Here is a 22733-nt window from a genome sequence, read left to right as displayed (position 1 = left end):
ACGGCTTAATTAATCTAAGCCAGGTACGCGAGCTAATGCAGTGTTCGTAGCAAAAACTTTATCGCCAACGCTGACTAAAGGCTCAGCCGTTAATGGTAAATATACATCGACACGGGAACCAAAGCGAATAAAGCCATAACGCTCACCCGCTTTTAGTCTATCGCCAACGTGGATATAACAAAGAATGCGACGAGCAATCAGACCTGCAACCTGAACTAGTGTCACGATTTGACCGTTGGCATCGATCACAACAGCGTTACGCTCGTTCTCGGTAGAGGCTTTATCTAAATCGGCATTGACAAACTTGCCAGGGAAATACTGAATCTCTTTTACCGCACCATTGACTGCGCTACGGTTGGAGTGAACGTTAAATACGTTCATAAAAACACTAATCTTCAAAGCTTCACGACCCGCATAAGGATCATTCGCTTTTTCAACTACGACGATACGGCCATCGGCAGGAGATAACACGAGATCACGACCTAAGGCAGCAATACGCTGCGGATCGCGGAAGAACTGCAGAACAAAGACGAAGATGATCCACAAAGGCCATGACCATGCAATGCCACCAAGATAGTGGACTAGCAAAGTAACAGCCCCCACTAATGCCAAATACGGCCAACCTTCTTTCGCAATAATGGGGTGCGGATACATCATCTTTGTTCTGAGCCTTTTTAAGTTACTGCTGATTAGTTCTTAGTCTGGTCAACCAATTTGTTCTTGGCAATCCAAGGCATCATGGCGCGTAACTTTGCACCAACGACCTCGATGTCATGCTCAGCATTCAAGCGACGACGTGAAATCAAAGTAGGTGCACCTGCTTTATTTTCCAGAATGAAGCTCTTTGCATACTCACCAGTCTGAATATCTTTCAAGCACTGACGCATTGCGTTCTTAGTATCTTCAGTCACAACACGTGGGCCAGTGACATACTCACCGTACTCAGCGTTGTTGGAGATTGAGTAGTTCATGTTGGCGATACCACCTTCGTAGATCAAGTCAACAATCAACTTGAGCTCATGCAAGCACTCGAAGTAAGCCATCTCAGGAGCATAACCAGCCTCGACTAAAGTCTCAAAGCCAGCTTTAATCAACTCTACTGCGCCACCACAAAGAACAGCCTGCTCACCAAACAAGTCAGTTTCAGTTTCTTCGCGGAAGTTCGTTTCAATAATGCCAGCACGACCGCCACCATTCGCTGTTGCATATGACAAAGCAACATCACGAGCTGAACCTGATTTATCTTGATACACAGCGATCAAATGAGGAACACCGCCGCCTTGAGAGTAAGTACCGCGCACAGTGTGACCTGGTGCTTTAGGAGCAATCATGATCACGTCTAAGTCAGCGCGTGGCTGAACTTGACCGTAGTGAACGTTAAAGCCGTGAGCGAATGCCAGTGCAGCGCCCTGCTTGATGTTGCCGTGAACTTCTTTGCTATATACATCAGCGATTTGCTCATCAGGCAAAAGCATCATGACTACGTCAGCATCTTTAACTGCTTCGCCAACTTCTTTTACTGTCAAGCCAGCATTTGCAGCCTTACTCCAAGAAGCGCCACCCTTACGCAAACCAACAGTCACATTACAGCCTGAATCCTTGAGATTCAATGCGTGTGCGTGACCCTGTGAACCGTAACCAATGATGGTTACTTTTTTGCCTTTAATGAGGGACAAATCGGCGTCTTTATCGTAAAAAACTTTCATGCTCTTTCCTTGTTTTGAAAATGTAGTTAATGCAGTAATTAGTTAAAAAATTAAACCTTCAGAATGCGTTCACCGCGCCCAATACCAGAACCACCCGAACGGACGGTTTCCAATATCGATGCACGATCAATCGAATCAATGAAGGCATCCAATTTGGCGCCATCACCAGTTAATTCAATGGTGTAACTCTTATCAGTCACATCGATGATGCGACCACGGAAAATATCCGTTGTACGTTTCAATTCTTCACGCTCTTTACCTACTGCGCGCACTTTGATCATCATGAGCTCACGCTCGATATGAGGGCCTTCAGTCAAATCAAAAACCTTCACCACCTCAACTAAGCGATTTAAGTGTTTCGTAATTTGCTCGATGACATCCTCAGAGCCAATCGTGACAATCGTCATGCGTGATAAAGATGGATCTTCGGTAGGTGCAACGCTTAAAGTTTCAATGTTGTAACCTCGCGCAGAAAATAAGCCAACCACACGGGATAATGCCCCCGGCTCATTCTCTATCAATATAGAAATAATATGTCGCATTAGAGGTCCTCGCTACCCAAAAGCATTTCAGTAATACCCTTGCCCGCTTGAACCATCGGCCAAACGTTTTCCTCTGGGTCTGTCTGGAAATCCATAAATACTGTGCGATCTTTTAAACGAATTGCTTCTTTGAGAGCGCCTTCAACATCAGACTTCTTCTCAATGCGCATACCCACATGTCCAAAGGCTTCTGCCAACTTCACAAAATCAGGCAATGAATCCATATAAGAACTGGAATAGCGCTTGTTATAAGTTAACTCTTGCCATTGACGAACCATGCCAAGGTAACGATTATTCAAAGAGACGATCTTCACGGGCGTGTTGTATTGCTTGCAAGTGGATAGCTCTTGAATGCACATCTGAATAGAGCCTTCACCAGTGATGGCAAATACATCTTGATCTGGGAATGCTTTCTTAATACCCATGGCATATGGCAAACCAACACCCATAGTGCCAAGACCGCCAGAGTTAATCCAACGACGTGGCTTATCGAACTTATAGAACTGCGCAGCCCACATTTGATGCTGACCAACGTCAGAAGTAATGAATGCATCACCACCAGTGAGTTCCCACAATTTTTGAACTACGTACTGAGGTTTGACGATTTGCGATGCCTCGTCGTATTTCAGGCAATCTTTTTTACGCCACTCATTAATCTGTGCCCACCATGCCGCCAGCTTAGCATCATTCTTACGTGGGCCAGCAGCCTTCAGCTGAGCCGTCATCTCTTGTAACACTTCCTTGAGATTGCCAACGATAGGTACATCCACTTTCACCCGCTTGGAAATTACGGATGGATCAATATCAATATGAATAATCTTACGCGGATGACTTGCGAAGTGAGCGGTATTACCAATCACACGATCATCAAAACGTGCGCCAACTGCAATCAACACATCACTGTGCTGCATCGCCATATTGGCTTCATACGTACCGTGCATACCAAGCATGCCCACAAACTGAGGGCTAGTGCCTGGGAAACCACCAAGACCCATTAAGGTATTGGTTACGGGATAGCCCAGCAAGTCAGCAAACTCTTTTAATTCTGGAGCGGCATCAGCCAAGATCACGCCACCACCGGTATAGATAAATGGGCGCTCAGCTTCTTGCAATAAAGAAACGGCTTTACGAATTTGCCCACTATGACCCTTGACTACTGGGTTGTATGAACGCATCTCCAATGTTTCTGGGTAGACGAAGGGTCCTTTAGCTGCAGATACATCCTTAGGGATATCAATCAATACTGGACCTGGACGGCCAGTCTGCGCAATATGGAAAGCCTTCTTAATTACTAAAGGGAGATCTTTCACGTCCTTTACCAAGAAGTTGTGCTTGACCACTGGGCGAGTAATACCTACGGTATCAGCCTCTTGGAAAGCATCTTCACCAATCGCATAGGTTGGTACGTTGCCGCTGATGACCACCATCGGGATCGAATCAGTGTAAGCAGTCGCAATTCCGGTAACCGCATTGGTTACGCCTGGGCCTGAAGTTACTAAGGCAACACCAACCTTACCGGTTGCGCGCGCATAGCCATCGGCCGCATGAACTGCTGCTTGCTCATGGCGAACAAGAATGTGCTCAAACTTGTCCTGCTTAAAAATTTCATCGTAAATAAAGAGAACAGAACCGCCTGGGTAACCCCAAACGTATTCAACACCCTCTTTGTGCAAAGCTTGCACCAGCATCTCAGCACCAATCATTTCTGGCGGAGTCGCTACGGGATTTGCATTTGCTGTGTCTTGGTTAGCTTTAGTAGCTAAAAATTCGGCGCTGCTTGTATTCATTTTCTTTCGTCCTTTGCAATTTTCGGCAAAAAATTGTTTGGTCTGTTCTGTCTCTTGCTTGTGGCCTGAGTTCGAACGGCGCTGCTACCGGAAAAAACCACTTCTTGAATGAGATTCTAGGTAGTAAGCCCTATATTCTATAGCAATCCCCTAAAATAGACGAATTCCCTCTGATTCAGGTCTAATCTACTGAATGGCTTCACCCCAAGAACTTTCTGACTTTCTGAGCAGTGTTGAGCAGCGCGCTTTCAAGCAAGCGGTCTATGCTGTGCGAGATGACGATGCGGCCTTAGACATTGTTCAAGACGCCATGATTAAGTTGGCAGAAAAATATGGCGACCGCCCTGCAGCGGAATTACCTCTGGTTTTCACTAGAATCCTGCAAAACCGTATTCACGACTGGTTTAGACGTCAAAAAGTTCGCAATACCTGGGTCACCCTATTCTCGAATATGGGCAAGAAATCGGATGAAAGCGATGATTTTGACCCCCTAGAGTCCCTCTCAGCTCCGGATGATAGTGAAATTCACCAAGATGGTGCATTTAAGCTTGAACGTAGTCAGCTATTACAGGCTCTAGAGTCGGAAATATCAAAATTGCCTGCCCGTCAACGAGAAGCCTTCCTGATGCGTTATTGGGATGAGCTGAGTATTACTGAAACTGCCCTAGCGATGAGTTGTAGCGAGGGAAGCGTCAAAACCCACTGCTCAAGAGCCACTCAGGCTCTAGCTAAAGCATTGAAATTAAAAGGAATTACCCTGTGAACCGCAACGAAGACACTCTCAGCACAAGAGAAGCAGATCAATTTGGTCTGACTGCCGCCGCCCTGCTCCGCCAAGGATCCCAATCCCTGCCAGCTGGAGTCAAAGATCGTCTATATGCAGCGCGCATCAAAGCCCTTTCTGTCAAAAAACCAGAAAAAGTACGCATTGCTCAGCATGTTTTAGCGAGTTCTAGCGGAAGCTGGTCTTCTGGCTCACGTTCATTCTGGGATAACGTGGGTTGGGTTGCCCCACTAGTCGTATTAGTATTTGGCCTCATTGGTATCGCCCAATGGCAGCAGGATTCCCGTATCAATGACATTGCCGAGCTAGATGTCGCCCTCCTAACTGATGATGTCCCTCCAGATGCGTATGCTGATAGCGGCTTTTTGGGCTTCCTCAAAAATGGTCCTTTATCGGAATCAGATCAAGATAGTCTTAGCTCAGTTAAGACTCCATCGTAAGTGACATAGCGAGCTCAGTTAGCGCATGCTAAAAAATCGACGGTCCTTGAGCGCCTCACTGAGCATCAGCATGATGCTGGTGATTGGCGCCCTAGGGTCGGTACAAAGCTCAGACGTATTTGCTCAAACATCGGCAGCTGCCCATGGAAAAACTACTGGCATCCCAGAGAAAAAACCGGATGGCACTTGGGAAAACCTTAAACCAGAACAACAAAAAATCCTAGCTCCACTGGAAGATGATTGGGATTACATGCTCCCAGACAGCCGCAAAAAATGGATACAGGTTGCCAATCTATATCCCAAAATGAGTGAGACTGATCAACAGCGACTGCAAGCCCGCATGAACGGATGGTCTAAGCTCTCACAAAAAGAACGCCGGCTTGCACGTGAAAACTACTTAAGTAGTCTCAAGTTCCCTGCTGAGAAAAAAGCAGAAGCTTGGAGTGCATATCAAAAACTGAGTGATGAGCAAAAGAAGAAGTTAGCCCAAGCAGAGGTTAATAAGAAAAAGCCGACAGCTGCAAACGCACCAACCTTGCAGCAGCATCCGATTAAACAAAAATCGAACTTAGCGCCACCTCCAGCAGCCGGTAGCACTCCAGCCTCAGAGTCTCCAGCAACAAACACGAGCACTGATAGCGGCTCAAATAATCCCTAAGTCGTGATTAGCCCCGCTGAATTAAACCTGCTCCCAGCTCCACAATTTTGGCGACGGGTCTCTTGTATTCTTTATGAGCAATTGGTTTTATTAGGCGTCATTGCCCTTACCTTTCTCCTTCCTAATTTAGGATTAGGCATTGTGTTTGGCGCATCTCTGCCAAGCTGGCTCACCTTTCTCTATCTCTATGCCGTTCTGGGCATTTACTTTGCTTGGTATTGGACTAAGTCAGGACAGACACTAGCGATGCAAACATGGCGAGTACGCATGATTGGCCCAGGCGGATACAACCTGACTCGCAAGCAAGCGATTTGGCGTTATTTTTTTGGATCCTTGTGGCTAGTGCCTTGCGTACTTTTGCAGTGGTTGTTCGAGCTGCAAAAATGGCAGATTATTGAAATGCTATTTGCAGTTGCTTTATTTCTGTGGCCACTCAGTATTTACTTAGATCGTGTTAAACCTCTACTACGTCAAAGTCTGCCAGACCGTTTAAGTGGAACGCGTTTAGTGGAATTACCGAAGAACTTAGTTAAGCTCAATTAAGTAGACCTAGACTCTCAGTCGAGTTAGATCTCACGCAAACATTCCATTGCAGTAGCGGTTTGAATTCTTCTCTGAAAGCGATAACCCGCCAATAGGCAGGCAATTACCCCAAAGCCGATACCCATCGCCAATGACTGCACAAACGCATTGAATTCAATCTCCAATACAAAACGGCCAAGTGCCCATGCTGCAATTCCAGCAGCGAGTCCAGCCAAAGTTCCTGCAAGCACTCCAATAATCAGGAGCTCGGCTAATGCAATCTTCCCCAGTAGATAGCGCGATGCACCTACTGCTTTTAACAAGGCTGCGCTCCTGAAACGTTCATCTTGGGTTGCCGCTATCGCAGCCACTAAAACTAAAATTGCCGCCGCAATAGTGAAAGCGAACAAGAGGCCTAATACAGAAGACAGTCTATCCAGCACATCCTGGATTTGTTTTAGCGATGCTCCGACATCCACGATGGTGAGATTGGGATAGGCCTGCACAAGTTGATAATCCAAACCTTCAATTGCAGTACTTTGATAATACGAAGTAATCCAAGACTGGGGCATTTCTGCGAGCGCTGCGGGCGGCATGATGACAAAGAAATTCACCTTCATCGAACCCCAATCCAACTTACGCAAAGAGGTAATAGGCGCAGTAACTTTTTCACCAGCAAGCTCAAAGGTCATTTGATCACCCAGCTTTAACTTCAAAGTCTTCGCAATCCCCGCCTCTAAAGAAACTTGCGGCGCGCTGCCTTCAAGCCATTTACCGGAAGTAATCCGATTACCCTCAGGCAACTGCTCGGTATACGAGAGATTGAATTCTCGATCAACTAAGCGGCGCGCATTGTCATCAATGTAGTCATTGGGTCCAATGGTCTTTCCATTCACCTCAACTAAGCGCGCACGAACCATGGGGCTAAAACTCGGCTTTGCTACTCCCGCATCCAGTAGTGAGCGAGTGATACTAGACTTTTGATCTTCCTGAACATTAATCATGAAGCGATTGGGTGCATCGACTGGGATATTGCCCTGCCAAGTAGCCAATAAATCTTGTCGGAGCAAGAGAATGAGCAATAAGGCCATCAAGGCAATACCTAGCGCCGTAATTTGCATGACTGCAAAGCCAGAGCGACGTGCTTGAACTGTAAGTGCAAAGCGTAGCGCGAAGTGATGATTGCTCCACCTAGAGAACAGGAGCTTCAGTAAAACTAGACATGACCAAGAAACTGCAGCAAAGAGTACAAGGGCTAAGCCAAAACTAGCGGCAACCCAAGAGGCTAGCTTCCAATCTTGAGCTGCAAGCGCAATCAAGATAAGGCAAGTACTCAACCCAAAGAGCGCAACCCACAGCACCTTGATGTTCACCGAACCCAACTCTTTGCGAATCAGTCGCACCGGTGAAATCGTGACCAAACTCAATAAAGGTGGCCCAGCAAAGCCAACTAGCAGACAGGAGGAAAACAAAATGCTCCAGACCAAAGGCCAGAGTGAGAGTGCGGGTAAATTAGCCAATATTAGATTACCCAAGATCCCAATCAATATCTCTTGAACGCCATAAGCAATCGTAGCGCCCATCACAGCAGCCAATATACACAGAGCGCCCAATATCTTGACTTGATTCACTAGAATCGTCTTTTGGCTTGCGCCAAGGCATTTCATGACCGCGCAAACATCGGCCTGCTTTAAAACATAACGACGTGCTGACAAGGCAATCGCAACCGCAGCTACCATGGCTGTTAGTAAAGCAACCAAGGCTAAAAAGCGCTCAGCCCGCTCGAGGGTTTTACGCATGACAGGCTGCGCATTTTCCAAGGTCTCAATCCGCAATCCTCGCAGACTTTCGGATGCAATCGATTGCGTTGCCCACTGCGCATAATCAGAGATAGACGAATCATTGCCTGCCAGAAGAAGTCGATAGCTTACGCGACTACCGAGACCAATCAGACCTGTGGCTGGTAAATCATCTAGCGACATCATCACGCGTGGCGCGAAGTTCATAAAGCCAGCACCCCGATCGAGCTCGCGTTCCAAAATGCCGCTAATAAGAAATGTCTTATCACCCAATAGCATCTGGTCACCAACATTTGCCTTTAGCGAATTGAGCATTGCGGGATCCACCCAGACCGAACCCACTGCTGGAGTTGCGCCGACTGATGAAGGTGACACCTGCAAGCTACCGCGTAAGGGGTAGGCAGAACTCACAGCCTTAAGGGAAGCCAACTTACTTTGCGCCCCTACTGTGGCCATACTCGGAAAGACAATGGTTTGGGCCAAGCTCAGCCGTCGCCCCTTGGCTTCCTGAATGAAGCGCTCGGGCAGTGGCTGATCAGAAACGATTAATAGATCCGCAGCAAGCAGCTGGCGTGCATCGAACTGAAAGGCTCGCTGCATCCGGTCAGCCAAGAAACTCACGCTGGATAAGGCGGCCACCGAGAGCGTCAGTGCGACCAATAGTGCGACTAGTTCATTAGATCGAAGGTCTCGCTGAGTAGCCCGCAGAAAGCTGGTTAACACTACTTTAGATCGCCTGAATCTGGCCACCATCTACACGAATCACTGAGCCAGTAATGTAGGAGGCATTTTGACTAGCCAAAAACGCCGCGGTATCTCCATACTCCTGCGGATCACCGTAACGATCCATCGGAATTTGCTTCAAGCTAGCTTGCACAACAGATTCATAGCTCACATTTTCACGTTGGGCACGTGCTTCATCTAACTGACGCAAACGATCAGTTGCTACGCGACCTGGCATGATCACATTCACGGTAATTCCATCAGCCGCTACTTCTGCAGATAAGGTTTTAGACCAAGCCAGCAATGCAGCACGCAAAGTATTGGAGATAGCGAGATTCTTAATGGGGGCAATAGCACCTGAAGTGGTGCTGGTAATAATGCGACCCCATTTACGCTGACGCATTCCTGGTAGAACTCGATCGGTGATGCTGATGAGTGATAGAACCATATCGTTAAAACTCTTTTGCCACAAAGCGGGATCTTGCCCTACCGCTAACGTCGGGGGAGGTCCACCGGTGTTGTTTACCAAGATATCAATCGGGCCCAGTTCTTTCTCCACCTTACTCACCAAGCTATCGATCAGGGATGCATCAGAAAGATCCCAGCTCAGAGCTAAAGCTGTTCCACCGGCAGCTTCAATCATTTCAACTGATTTTTTTAATCCCCCGGGATTGCGGCCAGTCACTGCCACTTTGACACCCTCACGCGCCAAAGAAACCGCCATCGCCTGACCTAAACCTCGGCTAGATGCCATCACCAAAGCAACCTTACCTTTGAGTCCTAAATCCATGTCTTCTCCAATATTTTTATAGATGTTGTCATTCTAAATTGCCTACTGCCCTAGAGGTGGAGGCAGATTGCCAGCGTACTTATAAAGTACCACCTCATACTCTTTCAAAATCTGCGCCAGGGCTTCCTGCTGGCCCAGCACCAATGCCTGGGGGGTGTTATCTTTCAGCACGACTCTCTTGGTATAGCGATTTTTACCAATCACTGGATTGCGCTTTTGGGGATCAGTTGCAGTCAGGAAAAATTCTATCGTTACCACAGCCTCTGGTCGAACACGGTAATCACCATAAAACTCCTCTATCGATGTCTGCAAGATGTAATACGGAAAGAAGCTATTGCCCTGACCTACGGTCATAGAGAAGATCTGGGCATTATTCAACCACTGACGTGTCGCATTACCAACCATCTCATTGGGTAAAGCAGAATAGGTATTATAAAAATCCTTTTCATAGCGCTGATCACCCAAGCGATAAACCAAAGACTTGCCGTCAAAAGGTGGTGTTGTGGATGATGAACCCATCTTGAGCCATAAATCACTTCGCGGCTTATAGGGGGCGGCAGTACGCTCTGGGGCAACCATCCAACTACTGATCTCTAATGCGGGTCTTTTCGGTAATGAGCATGCACTTAATACGGCTGCCATTAATACAAAGGCGGCAAACTGAATCCAGCGAAAATTTGTAGTCATCTGAATTTTCATTTTTGGACTCCATTCATTGGAGGCGTAATACGCGCAGGTGGCTCACCCCAAATCAGAGTAGATGGCGATTGACTTACGACTCGGGTAAATTCATTTAATTGCTCACTGGCCTGACGCAGATTCTCTAGGGTTGCAGTGGTATCACCCTGAACACTAGTGACGGTTTGACGCAAAGAAACCATAGTCGCCACCAATTCACGCATCAGAATATTAAGCTGATCTTTATCGGTGACTTTTGCAATTCGATCCAATAAAACATTAAGATCTTGAACCGTATTGATCAGACCCGCATTATTTTTGCCGTCACCAGCCATCAATTGATTTAGATTGCCCAGTAAGGCATCAAACTTCTTCTGAGTTCCATCGATGTCCATACCATTGAGTGAACTAATCAACTTTTGAATTCCGGAAATAATTTCATCCGCTTGGTTGGGCATTGAAGGGACCACCGCATATTCGGGCGTCCAAGGGTAAGACAAAGGAGAGTATTGAGCAGCACCGGGATAGAAATCTAGCTCAACATAATTAACGCCAGTAATACCCATTGACCGTATACGTGCACGTAAATTATCTTTAATGAATGTTTCTAGGTGACTTTTCTCAATAGCATCACCATAGATCTGCATTCTCACCACAACATACTCTTGCTTCTGAATCATCGGGACTTCTTTCTCATACAAGTCACCCGATAAAGCAATCAATGTTACCTGTCCAATCTTGACGCCCCTAAAGCGTACTGCCGCACCAGCATCCAAGCCAGTCACTGATTGCTTGACATAAGTTTCAACTACAAATGATTTTTTAAAAAATTGTCCTGAGCCAAAGATCAAGATAATGGAGAGCAATGCACCGATTGCTGCGAGAACAAAAATGCCAAGACGGAAGTAATTTGGGTTGGAGTTATTACTCATGCTGCGTCCTTGCTCATGATGCGATTAAAAAATTGGTGTACCCGAGGATCTTTGCTGCTGTCTCTTAATGCATTAGGATCTCCCTCGGCAATAATGCCTTTAGCATCTTTATCCAACATGATGACTTTGTCGGCAATAGAATAAATACTAGCTAACTCGTGAGAAACAATCACAAAAGTAAATCCTAAGTTTTTTGAAAGATCTAAAATCGTACTATCGAGATCAGCCGACGTAATCGGATCAAGACCCGCTGAAGGCTCATCCAAAAATAATATTTTAGGATCCAAAGCCATCGCACGGGCAATTGCAGCCCGCTTTTGCATGCCACCGCTAATTTCGCTAGGCATATACGTTTCGTATGGAAGCAAGCCTACCAAGTCCAGTTTGCATCGGGCTAATAAATTCATCTGCTCTCTAGTCAGTTGGGTGTACTCTTCCATAAAGAGAGTCACGTTATCCAATAAACTCATGGAACCGAATAAAGCGCCCTGCTGATACATCACCCCAAAGCTCGTCATGATTTTTTGGCGCTCAGCGCCTTGGGCGGTAGTGATATTTTGACCCTCGATCAACACATCTCCAGCAAGTGGTTGATATAGGCCGAATAAATTCTTTAAGAGGCTTGATTTACCGCAACCTGATCCACCCAAAATCACAAAGATCTCACCACTCTTGACAGAGAAGTTCAGGTTCTGTAACAGCACTTTTGAGCCATAGCCTACGGTGAGGTTTTGCACATCAATCGCTTTACCCAGTGCATCCATCAGAAACCTGTCCTGTAAGAGATGTAGGCAAAGATACCGTCTACTAATACGATCATGACAATACTACTCACCACTGCTCGGGTTGCGGAGATGCCTACAGCCGCCGCACCAGTACCAGTTTGCATGCCCCGTAAACAACCCATTGCGGAGATAACCACACCGAAGAGAGTGGCCTTAACAAGACCAGAGAGTACATCCTCAACATCGACAGCAGCTAACATGCCGTTGTAGAAATTAATAAAGGGAATGCCATAAATTTGCATTGTCAGCATCGAAGAAAAAATGCTGACAATATCGGCATACAAGGTCAATATTGGCGCTACTAATATTCCGGCCAGTACTCTTGGTACAACCAGAAATCGGATAGGGCTTAAGCCGCCAGTAACTAAAGCATCCACTTCACTGTTTACGGTCATCGTACCAATCTCGGCTGCAAATGCTGCTGATGAGCGGCCTGCAAGCAAGATCGCAGTAATCAGTGGCCCCATCTCTCTAACGATGCCTAGCGCAGCGAGTGGCCCAACAAATGAGACGGCGCCGAATTGCTGCATACCAATCGCAGCCTGAAAGGACAGAATGACGCCAATCAAAAATGCCACTAGGCCAACAATCGGTAATGCGGAAATGCCCGCCTCTACAGCAGCGTTTACAAAATCACCCCAGCGAACTTGTCTGACATTACGTATTGACCAAACTAAATCTGCTGATAGGTGGCCAGTAAATATCACTAGGCCACGGGCATCATCCATTAAATTCTGCGCAGCCATACCAGTACTCACAACAAAATTTCTTTTTTGTTTTACAGAAGTTGCTGGAAATAATTTATTAATAGGATCAAATTCACGTAAGAGCGGCTGATACTTAGGATCTAAACCTTGAATATCAAACTGTCCACCTGCTTTGTTCTGCGCTTCTTGCACGTCAATCAAAAATGCAAATGCTGATCCATCTAAAGATCTGACTTGTGATGCATCAAAAATCAATGAGTACGTTTGTGTATTTCCTTGCCCTAACCACTGATTTTGCTTGTTCCGAACCTCACTCCACACACCAGCTAAGGAATACACATTGACTGCACCACTCAAGCTAACTTGAGCATGAGTTGCATCCACTTGCGACCAAACTGCCACTGGAGTGAGTGAATTTAAAGAATTAGGGCCCGAAATGCTCATAGACAAACTATAAGGGATCTACATAAAACCACGATGAAATGCCTATAAAAGAAAAAGGGCCCAGTTTTTCAACTAGGCCCTGTAAGGGTTGGTGCGGCTGGCAGGAATTGAACCCACGACCCCTTGGTTCGTAGCCAAGTACTCTATCCAGCTGAGCTACAGCCGCAACAGCCATAATTATGCCATGGAAGAGAAGAACTACATCACCCCCGCCGGTCACGAGCGCATTAAAAGTGAGCTTTTACAGCTCTTAAACCTGGATCGGCCAGAGGTTGTCAAGGTTGTCCACTGGGCCGCCTCTAATGGTGACCGCTCCGAGAATGGTGACTATATTTATGGAAAAAAGCGACTTCGGGAGATAGATCGCCGGATTCGCTTCCTTAACCAGCGCCTTGAATTTGCTGTAGTTGTCGATAACCAGGCTCGAAAATCGGGTGAAGCAGATGCCGATCAGGTCTTTTTTGGGGCTACCGTTACTTATGAGAACTTGGAAGGTGCAGATGCTGGCAAAAAGACAAGCATCACGATTGTAGGCGTCGATGAGGTTAATTTAGATTTGGGTCACGTTAGCTGGGTATCGCCGATAGCCAAAGCCTTAATCAAGTCGCGCCTAGGTGATTGCGTCAAAATTCAGACGCCAACCGGCCCAACTGAGATTGAAATCCTGGAAATTCAGTACAGATAATAGATATTTACAGGAGCCTAGCTAACCCGTACGCGGGTCACACGCATCACATCGTGGTTTGCACGCAAACTACGCATGACTTTAGAGAGGTGCAGACGGTCTGATACTTGAATAGTGAAACGAATTGTGACGGCATCTTCTTTGTAGCGATCATCCATGGATACATTCATGATGTTGGAGTCTGCAGCAGTCACACTACTTGCTACTCTAGCCAATACGCCTTTACCTTGGCGTGTATCAATCGCGAGGTCCACCTCAAACTCCCGATTAACCTCTTTGCCCCACTCGACCTCAACCCACTTATCACTATCCTTGGAGAGCATTCTGAGGGCTACTTGGCAGTCATTGGTGTGGACCTGTAAACCCTCACCCTTACCAAGATAGCCAATAATGTTGTCGCCCGGAATCGGATGGCAGCAAGTTTGAAAGCTAATTGAATTACCTTCGCGACCATCCACCAAAATAGCCTGACGCTGATGGTGGTGTGAAGCCATCTCTTGTTGAGGTGAGACCCAATCTGCCGCGCCCAAGCGCATTTGATCAGAGCCACCCTCATCATCAATCAAAATCTTCAAGCGAATTGCCAGCTCTTGAGAGGATCTACGGCCCAAGGCAATGTTGACACAAGCTTCTTCTCGCGTTTTATCGCCAGTCCAATGCAATAACTTTTCCCAAAGCTCTGGCGATAGTAGCCCAGCATCAACTCCCTGCTGACGTAATGCGCTAGCCAAAAGACGTTCACCTAACTGCAAAGACTCGGCATAGTGCTTGGTTTTGAGTGAATGACGAATCGAGGCACGGGCTTTACCCGTCCTCACAAATGCTAGCCAACCTGGGTTAGGTTGGGAGTTCGCAGATGTCACTACCTCAACAATATCGCTGTTCTTTAGCTCGCTACGTAAGGGCAACTGCATGCCATTAATCTTGACTGCTACGCAGGTATTACCTACATCACTATGAATGGAATAAGCAAAATCGAGAGCAGTAGCGCCACGTGGCAAGGCTCTAATCTGCCCTTTCGGCGTAAAGACATACACCGCATCTGGGAACAGATCAATTTTGACGTGCTCCAAGAATTCTTGAGAATCACCACTACTATCCTGAATATCAATCAAAGATTGCAACCATTGATGTGCACGGTTTTGCACCTCGCTCATATCGGGACCACCATCTTTATAGGCCCAGTGCGCAGCAACACCCGCTTCAGCAACCGCATGCATATCGCCAGTACGTATCTGAAACTCTACTGGTACTCCGGATGGACCCAATAGCGTCGTATGCAAAGACTGATAACCATTGAGTTTAGGAATCGCAATGTAATCCTTAAACTTCCCAGGCATCGGCTTATAGAGTGCATGCAATATGCCGAGCGCACGATAGCACTCATCAATCGAATGGACAGTGACCCTGAAGGCATACACATCGAGCACTTGAGAAAAGCTCAATTGCTTGTTGCGCATTTTGTTGTAAATACTAAAAAGTGTTTTTTCTCGACCTTGTAAATCAACTTCGAGATTCACTTTTGCAAAGGCCATTCGAGCGTTCTGCAAAATCTTCTCTACCATCTCTTTACGATTACCACGCGCCCGCTTCACTGCATCCTCAATCACCCTAAAGCGCATTGGCATGGAGTAACGGAAACTCAAGTCCTGTAAGTCACGGTAAATGATATTGAGACCTAAGCGGTGCGCAATCGGAGCGTAGATCTCAATTGTCTCAGCAGCCACTCGGCGACGCTTTTCCATTGGGACGGCATCAAGCGTGCGCATATTGTGCGTACGATCAGCAAGCTTGACCAAAATGACCCGAACATCGCGCGCCATGGCCATAAACATCTTGCGAAAGCTTTCAGCTTGTGCCTCAGCGTGACTTTGGAATTCCAGCTTATCGAGCTTAGTTAGGCCCTCTACGAGTTCAGCCACTTTGCTACCAAACTTACCAACTAGGTCTGCTTGAGTACAACCCGTATCCTCAATCACATCATGCATTAAGGCTGCCATGATGGAAGATGCGTCCAATCGCCAAGTAGCACACAGTTCAGCAACTGCTACAGGATGGGTAATGTAAGGCTCACCACTATGGCGGTACTGTCCAAGGTGAGCCGCATCAGCAAAATGAAAGGCTTGCTTAATCAAGGCCACTTCATCAGGCTTGAGATAGCCCAGTTTAGAAATCAATCCATCAATCGAAACAACTTGATGCTTTAAGGGTAAGGTAGGCGCAGAAGTTGGGCCAAAAAGGTGTCGACTCGACTGAGCCAACAAAGTCGCGATGATGGAAGAGTTTTCGCTATGAGCGATCTCTTGAGGCGAGATCTGACCTTTGAGTTCCGATGTGTTTGGGTCGCCTAAGGGGAGCTCCACAACGGAACCCCTGAATTACAAAGGTACTTTGGTCAACATGTCACGGTCGGTTACACCAGCAGCAACTTCACGCAACGCAACTACAGTTGCTTTATCTCTGGACTCAACACGTGGGGAGTGACCTTGAACTAATTGACGTGCGCGATAAGTCGCGGCCAATACCAGCTCAAAACGATTGGGGATAGTTTTTAGACAATCTTCTACAGTAATACGGGCCATGCTGGACTCACTTAAATTTAGCTTTAATACCCATAGGATAACTGATTAGACTCCGAGGCGCTTCAAAAGCGCAGGGTTACGCGCCATAATCGGCCCTGAGCGCAGGCGGCTAGCTGCAACCACATGCCGCAAATCAATTAATGCCCGCTCAAAATCATCGTTGATCACGATGAAATCAGCTTCATGAGCATGCTGGAGCTCTAAATGCGCTGCAGCCAATCTTCTCTGAATGGTGGCCTCATCATCCTGGCCCCGTTTGCGCAGGCGCTCCTCTAGAGCTTCAAATGAAGGTGGGAAGATAAAGATCCACTGCACTTCAGGAATGATTTGACGAATCTGCTGTGCGCCCTGCCAGTCGATTTCTAACATCACATCGCGCCCGGTTTTCATCTGAGTCTCAATCCAGGCTTTGGAAGTACCGTAAAAATTACCGTGCACTTCAGCGTGTTCTAAAAAATGACCTTGGTCACGCTCCGCAATAAACTCAGCCCTCTTGATAAAGCGATAGTCCTTGCCATCCACTTCACCCGGTCTTGGTGCGCGAGTTGTTGTTGAAAGTGAAAGCTTAAGGGCTGCGTCTTCTTGCAATAGAGCATTGACTAGAGAAGACTTACCAGCGCCAGAAGGCGCAACGATCATCAGCATACTGCCTTGATAGGCGGGCGAGAGATTGGGTTTAGTTTTCGGGCTAGCCATAGTGATTATTTAAATATCAATTACTCTAAATTTTGCACTTGTTCACGCATCTGCTCAATCAACAGCTTGAGCTCTAAAGCAGCTTGCGTACATTCCTCTGAAACGGATTTGGAGCTCAAGGTATTGGCTTCACGGTTTAATTCCTGCATCAAGAAATCCAAACGCTTGCCTACCGGACCTTTGCCTGCTAAAGCGGTGTCTACTACTTGAAGATGGGTCTTTAAGCGCGCAAACTCTTCTGCCACATCGATACGGACTGCATAGAGCACAACCTCTTGACGGATACGCTCCATCAGCTCAGTGCCAGACCCGCCATTACCCTTTCCTTGCTCTTGGGCAGCTAAGGCCTCAGATAGACGCTCGGTGAGTTTTTCTTGATACTGGGAAACGTAAAGGGGAAGCTTTGGCTCAAGCACCTTCACAATCTCCCGCATCTTGCTAGTGATATTGCTTAGTACTGTAGTCAAAGCCTTACCTTCGGCATGGCGACTATCCATTAGGGCAGCTAGAGCAGCGCGCCCAGCTTCAACGGTAGCGGTAATCCAGCCTTCTTCCTCACCCCTCGGCTCGGAAACAATTCCGGGCCAACGCAAAATATCAGCGATACGCAACGCTTCTGCATTCGGAAAGGCTACTTGAGCATGTTCTTGCAGGGTATACAGCGCATCTAGACGGTCTTTATTTAAGGCGCCCAAGGCATGGGGGTTTGCTTTAGCTGCTCCAGCGGCACCCGAATTAACACGCCAAGCAGCCCTAAACTCAACCTTACCTCGAGAAAGGCTTTGCGTAGCGAGTTCTCGTAAGGCAGGCTCGGCCCCGCGACACTCGTCCGGAAGACGAAAGCCCAAATCCAGAAAGCGGCTATTTACAGCCCGACATTCCACTTGCAGATCAGCCACTACGCCAGCTCCTAGGGAGACTTGGCGAGAAGCGCTGCCATAACCAGTCATGCTCGATATCATAGGGACATTGTAGATCTTTAGGACAACACCCCATGACTCAGCCCAACATCACCCGCCCCAGTGGCCGCACCCCATCCCAATTGCGCCCTGTGAGCATCAGCCGTGCTTTTACCAAGCATGCGGAAGGCTCTGTATTGATTGCATTTGGCGATACGAAGGTACTCTGCACAGCCAGCGTCCTGGAAAAGGTGCCTCCCCATAAAAAAGGCTCTGGTGAAGGTTGGGTTACTGCTGAGTACGGCATGCTCCCCCGCTCCACCCACACTCGCAGTGACCGTGAAGCCGCTCGTGGCAAACAATCTGGTCGCACACAAGAGATTCAGCGTTTGATCGGCCGTGCGATGCGCAGTGTCTTTGATTTGAAAGTGTTAGGTGAAAGAACAATCCATTTAGATTGCGATGTCTTACAGGCCGACGGTGGAACACGAACTGCATCGATTACCGGTGCTTATGTTGCAGCTCGTGATGCGATCAACACCCTCCTTGAAAGTGGTGCTCTGAAAGCTGACCCCATCATCGATAGTGTTGCTGCGATTTCTGTTGGCATCTACCATGGAGTTCCCGTCCTGGATTTGGATTATCCAGAGGACTCCTCTTGCGATACCGATATGAATGTAGTCATGACAGGCAAAGGCGGCATGATTGAAGTGCAAGGTACTGCTGAAGGTCCTGCTTTCTCCCGCACCGAATTAAGTGCTTTGTTAGATCTGGCCGAAGAAGGTATCCGTGATTTAACTCAGCTACAAAAAGAAGCCTTCAAATAAAAGCTTAAAGGTCGATGGTGCAAAAGCTCGTTCTCGCCTCTAACAATGCTGGCAAGGTCCGCGAATTTCAGGAACTCCTGGCGCCCTTCCATTTTCAGGTCATTCCTCAAGGTGAGTTGGGCATTCCGGCGGCGGAAGAGCCGCACTACACGTTTATTGAGAATGCGCTTGCTAAGGCCCGCCATGCCAGCGCTGCGAGTGGCTTACCCGCACTCGCGGATGACTCCGGTATTTGTGCCCATGCATTAGATGGAGCGCCTGGAGTGCATTCAGCGCGTTATGCAGGGCTTGATGGCGATAATGCGGCTAATAATCAAAAGTTAGTTGCAGCCTTACAGGGCAAATCTGATCGTGGAGCGCACTATGTTTGTGCTCTTGTGATGGTCAATAGCGCCAAGGATCCAGAGCCACTCATTGTGCAAGCCCGCTGGTATGGGCAAGTAATTGACAATGCTCAGGGTGATCGTGGCTTTGGTTATGACCCCCACTTTTTTATACCAGAGCTGGGCAAAACTGTTGCCCAATTAGAGCCTTCTGAGAAAAACCAGATTAGTCATCGTGGCCAAGCCTTGCGTGAGCTCATTACTCAACTCCAAATCCGTGCTCAATACGCTTAAATCTGTTTTGGCTACGCAGCCAAAACTCACTGCCCTACCCCCGCTGTCTTTGTACATTCACTTTCCATGGTGTGAAAAGAAATGTCCTTACTGCGATTTCAACTCACATCAAATTAAAGATGGCAAGCAAGGCTTTGATGAAGCGCGTTATATCAAGGCCCTCATTACTGATCTAGAGGCTGAGCTCCCTCGCATCTGGGGTCGTCAAGTGCATAGCATCTTTATTGGCGGCGGCACGCCAAGCTTGTTATCTGCCAATGGCATGAATGAACTCCTTTCGGCCATTCGGGCACGGGTGAACCTAGAGCCCGATTGCGAGATTACGATGGAAGCCAATCCAGGCTCAGTGGAGACCGATAAGTTTGCTGGCTTTGCTCAAGCAGGAATTAATCGCGTCTCTTTAGGCATTCAGAGCTTTCAGGATGCGCAACTTAAAGCCTTAGGACGTATCCATAATGGCGAAGAAGCCAAACACGCTATTGCGATTGCTCTACAACACTTTAAATCCGTTAATCTCGATCTCATGTTTGGCTTACCCAATCAAAGTCTAGAAGCCGCAAGATCTGATATGGAAATTGCCCTCTCGTTTAAGACTCCGCATCTATCCTTTTATAACTTAACACTAGAACCAAATACGTACTTCGCAAGCTTCCCTCCAAAGCTTCCCAGTGAAGATGAGATTGATGCGATCTTTGAGCAGAACTTGAAACTTCTTGAGGCTTCAGGCTATCGACGCTATGAAGTGTCTGCTTATGCCAAAAAAGATCAGGAGTGCAAACATAATCTCAATTACTGGCGCTTTGGTGATTACATCGGAATTGGCGCAGGCGCACACGGGAAGATTTCCTTCCCCGACAAAATTACACGGCAGGTACGAGAACGTCATCCAGAAACGTATATGCAAGCGATGGAGACCAAGGGCAATGCCTTGATCGAAGCGAGAGAGATTTCGGCCAAAGATCTCCCTTTTGAATTCATGCTCAATACCTTACGCCTGACTGATGGCGTAGACACCGTTACATTTGAAGAGCGTACCGGCTTGCCACTCAATGTAGTCTCAAAAGGGTTGGATGAGGCGAGTAAAAAAGGTTTATTAGATCCCAATCCCAACAAGCTCAAAGCAACCGAACAAGGATTGCGCTATCTCAACAACTTACAAGAGCTGTTTTTGTAAAAACTGGATGCTTGTCTGGAAATTTAAATTACTTGCCAGTCCAGGTGGGCGGCTTACCATCCAAAAATGCAGCAACGCCATTCTTAAAATCGTCACTGCCATAGCACTCATGAATGAGATCGCTGCAATCGGGTAAATTATTTTTGATGATTCGTGCAAGAGTTTGCTTGCTAGATTTTTGCGTGATTGGCGCCAAACTCATTAAGCGCTCAGCCAGCTGATTTGACTCATTCTCAAGGGCTTGAGCGGGATGGGTTGCCAAGAGATAACCTTGTTTAAGTAGCTCGGGTGCAGTTACCAACTCTGCTAATAAGAGCATGCGCTTCACGATATTGATACCCAAGTGCGCAACGAGCCAGGCAACGTTGCTAGCAGATAAACAGTTACCTAGTGTTTTGGCAATCGGCACTCCGAAACGCGCATCGGGTGTAGAGATTCTGAAATCGCAGCAACTAGCAATTGCAAGACCCCCACCAACCGCCATCCCATCAATAACTGCAATCGTTGGAATAGGCAACATGGCTAAAGGTGCGAGATAAGTATCAATGCCCTTTTCATAACGAATACCATCTTCACCAGAACTAAAACTAGAGAACTGGGCGATATCACTTCCCGAGACAAAAGACTTACCGCCAGCACCTCTCAAAATGGCAACTCTGGCCGAAGAGCTCTTAGCCAAATCCTCGCAAATCGATTTCAGGCTTTGATACATTCCCACTGTCATTGCATTGCGAGCAGCAATATGATCAAAAGTAATATATGCAATGTGATTGCGAAGCTCTAAACGCACTTCGGCAATACGATCTGGGGTGGAGTCTATGGCTGTTGTCATGGAATAAAAAACCCTCCCTCATTCAAGAGAGAGGGTTTGATGAATACTATAGCCCAATTAGCTAAGCTAGTTTGATAAAAAAACAGGAAAACAATTATTCAGCCTTGATATTCAAGCTCTTGACCAAGCGCTGATACTTTGCCAACTCACCTGCGAGGAACAAATTAAAGGCTGCTGGCGTTGCTGGACCTTCTGGTTGTAAGCCTTGAGCATCCAATGTTTTCTTGATCTCCGGATCATTGGTAGCTGCTTTTACGGCTAAATCAATCTTATTGACCACTGCAGGATCCATGCCTTTGGGCCCCATCACGGAATACCAGTTTGTCACATCAAAGCCAACAATACCCACTTCATTAAATGTAGGAACGTTCGGCAATAAGGCTAAGCGTTTCGGGGTAGAGATTGCCAAAGCTTTCAAATTACCTTGACGAATCTGCTGCAAGTTTGGCGGCAAGGTATCAAAGTTCATTGTGATTTGACCGCCCAATAAATCCACAATCGCCTGACCGCTCCCTTTATAGGGCACGTGATTCATTTCTACGCCGGCAATCTTCGAGAATAAAGCGCCCGCTAGATGCTGGGTACTACCGATTCCTGAGGAGCCATAAGTCATCTGACCTGGGTTTTGCTTGGCCAAAGAAATCAATTGCGCCACCGAGTTCACTGGCAGAGAAGATTTAACTACCAACACGTTTGGTACATAACCTAAATAGGTGATTGGCGTGAAATCAGTTGCTGGGTTGTAAGGTACATTCTTCAGAACAAATGGAGAAATCGCATTCGAGTTAGAGTGGCCCATGAGTAAGGTGTGACCATCTGGACTAGATTTGGCGACGAGGTCTGCACCAATCGTTCCGGCTGCACCCGATTTATTTTCAATCACAACGCTTTGGCCTAAGATTTCACTCATCTTGGGAGCAATAGCTCGAGCCACAATATCCGTGCCACCACCAGGAGCAAAGCCGACAATTAAGCGAATGGGCTTGGTTGGGAAGGCCTGCTGAGCATGAGCAGTCAATGACAAAGTGCTACAGATACCCAGTGCCAAGAAAGCGAATCTGCGCAAAATCCGTTTGGGGGCTTGATTGATCATACGGTCTCCATTTTTTGTTTTATATTCAATG

General features: G+C 47.2%; 24 protein-coding genes and 1 tRNA gene. 8 read left to right on the top strand and 17 right to left on the bottom strand.

All coding sequences use genetic code 11. The features are described from left to right. Positions 1–9 precede the first annotated feature (9 nt). From ICN27_RS04070 to ICN27_RS04055, 4 genes are read right to left on the bottom strand one after another with little or no spacing between them, the layout of a single operon-like run. Complete coding sequence (locus ICN27_RS04070) at positions 10–657, bottom strand: phosphatidylserine decarboxylase (protein ID WP_215309938.1); 648 nt, start codon at positions 655–657, stop codon at positions 10–12. Between the two features lie 32 nt (positions 658–689). Beyond that, complete coding sequence (ilvC, locus tag ICN27_RS04065) at positions 690–1706, bottom strand: ketol-acid reductoisomerase (protein ID WP_215309936.1); 1017 nt, start codon at positions 1704–1706, stop codon at positions 690–692. A 50-nt stretch (positions 1707–1756) separates the two neighbouring features. Continuing rightward, on the bottom strand, positions 1757–2248 hold the full coding sequence (gene ilvN / locus ICN27_RS04060) for an acetolactate synthase small subunit (RefSeq protein WP_216269069.1): 492 nt from the start codon (positions 2246–2248) through the stop codon (positions 1757–1759). Then, a complete protein-coding gene (locus ICN27_RS04055) occupies positions 2248–4035 on the bottom strand; it encodes an acetolactate synthase 3 catalytic subunit (RefSeq protein ID WP_216269068.1) in 1788 nt (595 codons plus the stop codon). The genes ilvN and ICN27_RS04055 overlap by 1 nt, the downstream gene beginning before the upstream one ends. Positions 4036–4228: 193 nt before the next feature. On the opposite strand from ICN27_RS04055, the gene ICN27_RS04050 reads away from it, so the two are divergent. Genes ICN27_RS04050 through ICN27_RS04035 form a run of 4 tightly spaced genes read left to right on the top strand, consistent with a single transcriptional unit; the run spans position 4229 to position 6460 of the window. Beyond that, positions 4229–4798: an RNA polymerase sigma factor gene (locus ICN27_RS04050; RefSeq protein ID WP_215309932.1), complete on the top strand. Its 570-nt coding sequence runs from the start codon at positions 4229–4231 to the stop codon at positions 4796–4798. Continuing rightward, on the top strand, positions 4795–5259 hold the full coding sequence (locus tag ICN27_RS04045; RefSeq protein WP_216269067.1) for a DUF3619 family protein: 465 nt from the start codon (positions 4795–4797) through the stop codon (positions 5257–5259). The genes ICN27_RS04050 and ICN27_RS04045 overlap by 4 nt, the downstream gene beginning before the upstream one ends. A 46-nt stretch (positions 5260–5305) precedes the next feature. Then, positions 5306–5917 carry a DUF3106 domain-containing protein gene (locus ICN27_RS04040; protein ID WP_255534975.1) on the top strand — a complete coding sequence of 204 codons (612 nt, stop codon included), beginning with the start codon at positions 5306–5308 and terminating at the stop codon, positions 5915–5917. Between the two features lie 3 nt (positions 5918–5920). Beyond that, positions 5921–6460 carry an RDD family protein gene (locus ICN27_RS04035; protein WP_370624472.1) on the top strand — a complete coding sequence of 180 codons (540 nt, stop codon included), beginning with the start codon at positions 5921–5923 and terminating at the stop codon, positions 6458–6460. Between the two features lie 23 nt (positions 6461–6483). Here the strand turns inward: ICN27_RS04035 and ICN27_RS04030 are convergent, their stop codons facing one another. From ICN27_RS04030 to ICN27_RS04000, 7 genes are all read right to left on the bottom strand, one after another. Beyond that, positions 6484–8961 (bottom strand): ABC transporter permease, encoded by a 2478-nt coding sequence (locus tag ICN27_RS04030; RefSeq protein WP_370624471.1) that lies wholly within the window; start codon positions 8959–8961, stop codon positions 6484–6486. 4 nt (positions 8962–8965) lie between these two features. Further along, positions 8966–9751 (bottom strand): SDR family oxidoreductase, encoded by a 786-nt coding sequence (locus tag ICN27_RS04025; protein ID WP_216269064.1) that lies wholly within the window; start codon positions 9749–9751, stop codon positions 8966–8968. A gap of 42 nt (positions 9752–9793) precedes the next feature. Then, positions 9794–10438, bottom strand: coding sequence for a membrane integrity-associated transporter subunit PqiC (locus tag ICN27_RS04020; RefSeq protein ID WP_216269063.1), 645 nt, complete (start codon positions 10436–10438; stop codon positions 9794–9796). Positions 10439–10446: 8 nt separating this feature from the next. Further along, positions 10447–11361 carry an MlaD family protein gene (locus ICN27_RS04015; RefSeq protein ID WP_216269062.1) on the bottom strand — a complete coding sequence of 305 codons (915 nt, stop codon included), beginning with the start codon at positions 11359–11361 and terminating at the stop codon, positions 10447–10449. Next, complete coding sequence (locus ICN27_RS04010; protein WP_216269061.1) at positions 11358–12125, bottom strand: ABC transporter ATP-binding protein; 768 nt, start codon at positions 12123–12125, stop codon at positions 11358–11360. Before ICN27_RS04010 ends, ICN27_RS04015 begins: the two co-directional genes overlap by 4 nt. Continuing rightward, the gene (locus ICN27_RS04005; protein WP_216269060.1) at positions 12125–13297 is read right to left on the bottom strand and encodes an ABC transporter permease; all 1173 of its coding nucleotides are present in this window, start codon (positions 13295–13297) and stop codon (positions 12125–12127) included. Before ICN27_RS04005 ends, ICN27_RS04010 begins: the two co-directional genes overlap by 1 nt. A gap of 89 nt (positions 13298–13386) precedes the next feature. Then, positions 13387–13463 (bottom strand) — tRNA-Arg (locus tag ICN27_RS04000). Between the two features lie 18 nt (positions 13464–13481). On the opposite strand from ICN27_RS04000, the gene greB reads away from it, so the two are divergent. Beyond that, positions 13482–13982, top strand: a complete 501-nt coding sequence (gene greB / locus ICN27_RS03995; RefSeq protein ID WP_215309907.1) for a transcription elongation factor GreB — start codon at positions 13482–13484, stop codon at positions 13980–13982. Positions 13983–13999: 17 nt separating this feature from the next. On the opposite strand, the gene ICN27_RS03990 is transcribed toward greB, so the two are convergent. The 4 genes from ICN27_RS03990 to ICN27_RS03975 form a co-directional block, all read right to left on the bottom strand. Then, complete coding sequence (locus ICN27_RS03990; RefSeq protein ID WP_370624481.1) at positions 14000–16297, bottom strand: bifunctional (p)ppGpp synthetase/guanosine-3',5'-bis(diphosphate) 3'-pyrophosphohydrolase; 2298 nt, start codon at positions 16295–16297, stop codon at positions 14000–14002. 63 nt (positions 16298–16360) lie between these two features. Beyond that, positions 16361–16564, bottom strand: coding sequence for a DNA-directed RNA polymerase subunit omega (gene rpoZ, locus ICN27_RS03985; protein ID WP_011902918.1), 204 nt, complete (start codon positions 16562–16564; stop codon positions 16361–16363). Between the two features lie 45 nt (positions 16565–16609). Continuing rightward, the gene (gene gmk / locus ICN27_RS03980; RefSeq protein ID WP_215309903.1) at positions 16610–17260 is read right to left on the bottom strand and encodes a guanylate kinase; all 651 of its coding nucleotides are present in this window, start codon (positions 17258–17260) and stop codon (positions 16610–16612) included. 20 nt (positions 17261–17280) lie between these two features. Further along, entirely contained in the window at positions 17281–18222 is a 942-nt protein-coding gene (locus tag ICN27_RS03975; RefSeq protein ID WP_215309902.1) for a YicC/YloC family endoribonuclease, read from the bottom strand. 32 nt (positions 18223–18254) lie between these two features. Between ICN27_RS03975 and rph the strand changes: the two genes are divergently transcribed. Genes rph through hemW form a run of 3 tightly spaced genes read left to right on the top strand, consistent with a single transcriptional unit; the run spans position 18255 to position 20777 of the window. Then, positions 18255–18986: a ribonuclease PH gene (rph, locus tag ICN27_RS03970; protein ID WP_216269058.1), complete on the top strand. Its 732-nt coding sequence runs from the start codon at positions 18255–18257 to the stop codon at positions 18984–18986. 17 nt (positions 18987–19003) lie between these two features. Then, positions 19004–19603 carry an RdgB/HAM1 family non-canonical purine NTP pyrophosphatase gene (rdgB, locus tag ICN27_RS03965; RefSeq protein ID WP_216269260.1) on the top strand — a complete coding sequence of 200 codons (600 nt, stop codon included), beginning with the start codon at positions 19004–19006 and terminating at the stop codon, positions 19601–19603. Then, the gene (gene hemW, locus ICN27_RS03960; RefSeq protein WP_370624470.1) at positions 19560–20777 is read left to right on the top strand and encodes a radical SAM family heme chaperone HemW; all 1218 of its coding nucleotides are present in this window, start codon (positions 19560–19562) and stop codon (positions 20775–20777) included. The genes rdgB and hemW overlap by 44 nt, the downstream gene beginning before the upstream one ends. Before the next feature lie 28 nt (positions 20778–20805). Here the strand turns inward: hemW and ICN27_RS03955 are convergent, their stop codons facing one another. Together ICN27_RS03955 and ICN27_RS03950 are read right to left on the bottom strand one after the other, a co-directional pair. Further along, on the bottom strand, positions 20806–21609 hold the full coding sequence (locus ICN27_RS03955; RefSeq protein ID WP_216269057.1) for an enoyl-CoA hydratase/isomerase family protein: 804 nt from the start codon (positions 21607–21609) through the stop codon (positions 20806–20808). Positions 21610–21703: 94 nt separating this feature from the next. Then, positions 21704–22702, bottom strand: coding sequence for a tripartite tricarboxylate transporter substrate binding protein (locus ICN27_RS03950; protein WP_216269056.1), 999 nt, complete (start codon positions 22700–22702; stop codon positions 21704–21706). Positions 22703–22733 lie beyond the last annotated feature (31 nt).

The organism is Polynucleobacter sp. Nonnen-W13 (assembly GCF_018881735.1).
Classification (GTDB): domain Bacteria; phylum Pseudomonadota; class Gammaproteobacteria; order Burkholderiales; family Burkholderiaceae; genus Polynucleobacter.
This window is presented reverse-complemented; position numbering and strand designations above follow the sequence as displayed.

Excerpts from the sequence above, each read along its gene's own strand:
- ICN27_RS04070 (WP_215309938.1), bottom strand. The coding sequence starts at position 657 with ATGATGTATCCGCACCCCATTATTGCGAAAGAAGGTTGGCCGTATTTG.
- ilvC (WP_215309936.1), bottom strand. The coding sequence starts at position 1,706 with ATGAAAGTTTTTTACGATAAAGACGCCGATTTGTCCCTCATTAAAGGC.
- ilvN (WP_216269069.1), bottom strand. The coding sequence starts at position 2,248 with ATGCGACATATTATTTCTATATTGATAGAGAATGAGCCGGGGGCATTA.
- ICN27_RS04055 (WP_216269068.1), bottom strand. The coding sequence starts at position 4,035 with ATGAATACAAGCAGCGCCGAATTTTTAGCTACTAAAGCTAACCAAGAC.
- ICN27_RS04050 (WP_215309932.1), top strand. The coding sequence starts at position 4,229 with ATGGCTTCACCCCAAGAACTTTCTGACTTTCTGAGCAGTGTTGAGCAG.
- ICN27_RS04025 (WP_216269064.1), bottom strand. The coding sequence starts at position 9,751 with ATGGATTTAGGACTCAAAGGTAAGGTTGCTTTGGTGATGGCATCTAGC.
- ICN27_RS04020 (WP_216269063.1), bottom strand. The coding sequence starts at position 10,438 with ATGACTACAAATTTTCGCTGGATTCAGTTTGCCGCCTTTGTATTAATG.
- ICN27_RS04015 (WP_216269062.1), bottom strand. The coding sequence starts at position 11,361 with ATGAGTAATAACTCCAACCCAAATTACTTCCGTCTTGGCATTTTTGTT.
- ICN27_RS04010 (WP_216269061.1), bottom strand. The coding sequence starts at position 12,125 with ATGGATGCACTGGGTAAAGCGATTGATGTGCAAAACCTCACCGTAGGC.
- ICN27_RS04005 (WP_216269060.1), bottom strand. The coding sequence starts at position 13,297 with ATGAGCATTTCGGGCCCTAATTCTTTAAATTCACTCACTCCAGTGGCA.
- greB (WP_215309907.1), top strand. The coding sequence starts at position 13,482 with ATGGAAGAGAAGAACTACATCACCCCCGCCGGTCACGAGCGCATTAAA.
- rpoZ (WP_011902918.1), bottom strand. The coding sequence starts at position 16,564 with ATGGCCCGTATTACTGTAGAAGATTGTCTAAAAACTATCCCCAATCGT.
- gmk (WP_215309903.1), bottom strand. The coding sequence starts at position 17,260 with ATGGCTAGCCCGAAAACTAAACCCAATCTCTCGCCCGCCTATCAAGGC.
- ICN27_RS03975 (WP_215309902.1), bottom strand. The coding sequence starts at position 18,222 with ATGATATCGAGCATGACTGGTTATGGCAGCGCTTCTCGCCAAGTCTCC.
- rph (WP_216269058.1), top strand. The coding sequence starts at position 18,255 with ATGACTCAGCCCAACATCACCCGCCCCAGTGGCCGCACCCCATCCCAA.
- ICN27_RS03955 (WP_216269057.1), bottom strand. The coding sequence starts at position 21,609 with ATGACAACAGCCATAGACTCCACCCCAGATCGTATTGCCGAAGTGCGT.
- ICN27_RS03950 (WP_216269056.1), bottom strand. The coding sequence starts at position 22,702 with ATGATCAATCAAGCCCCCAAACGGATTTTGCGCAGATTCGCTTTCTTG.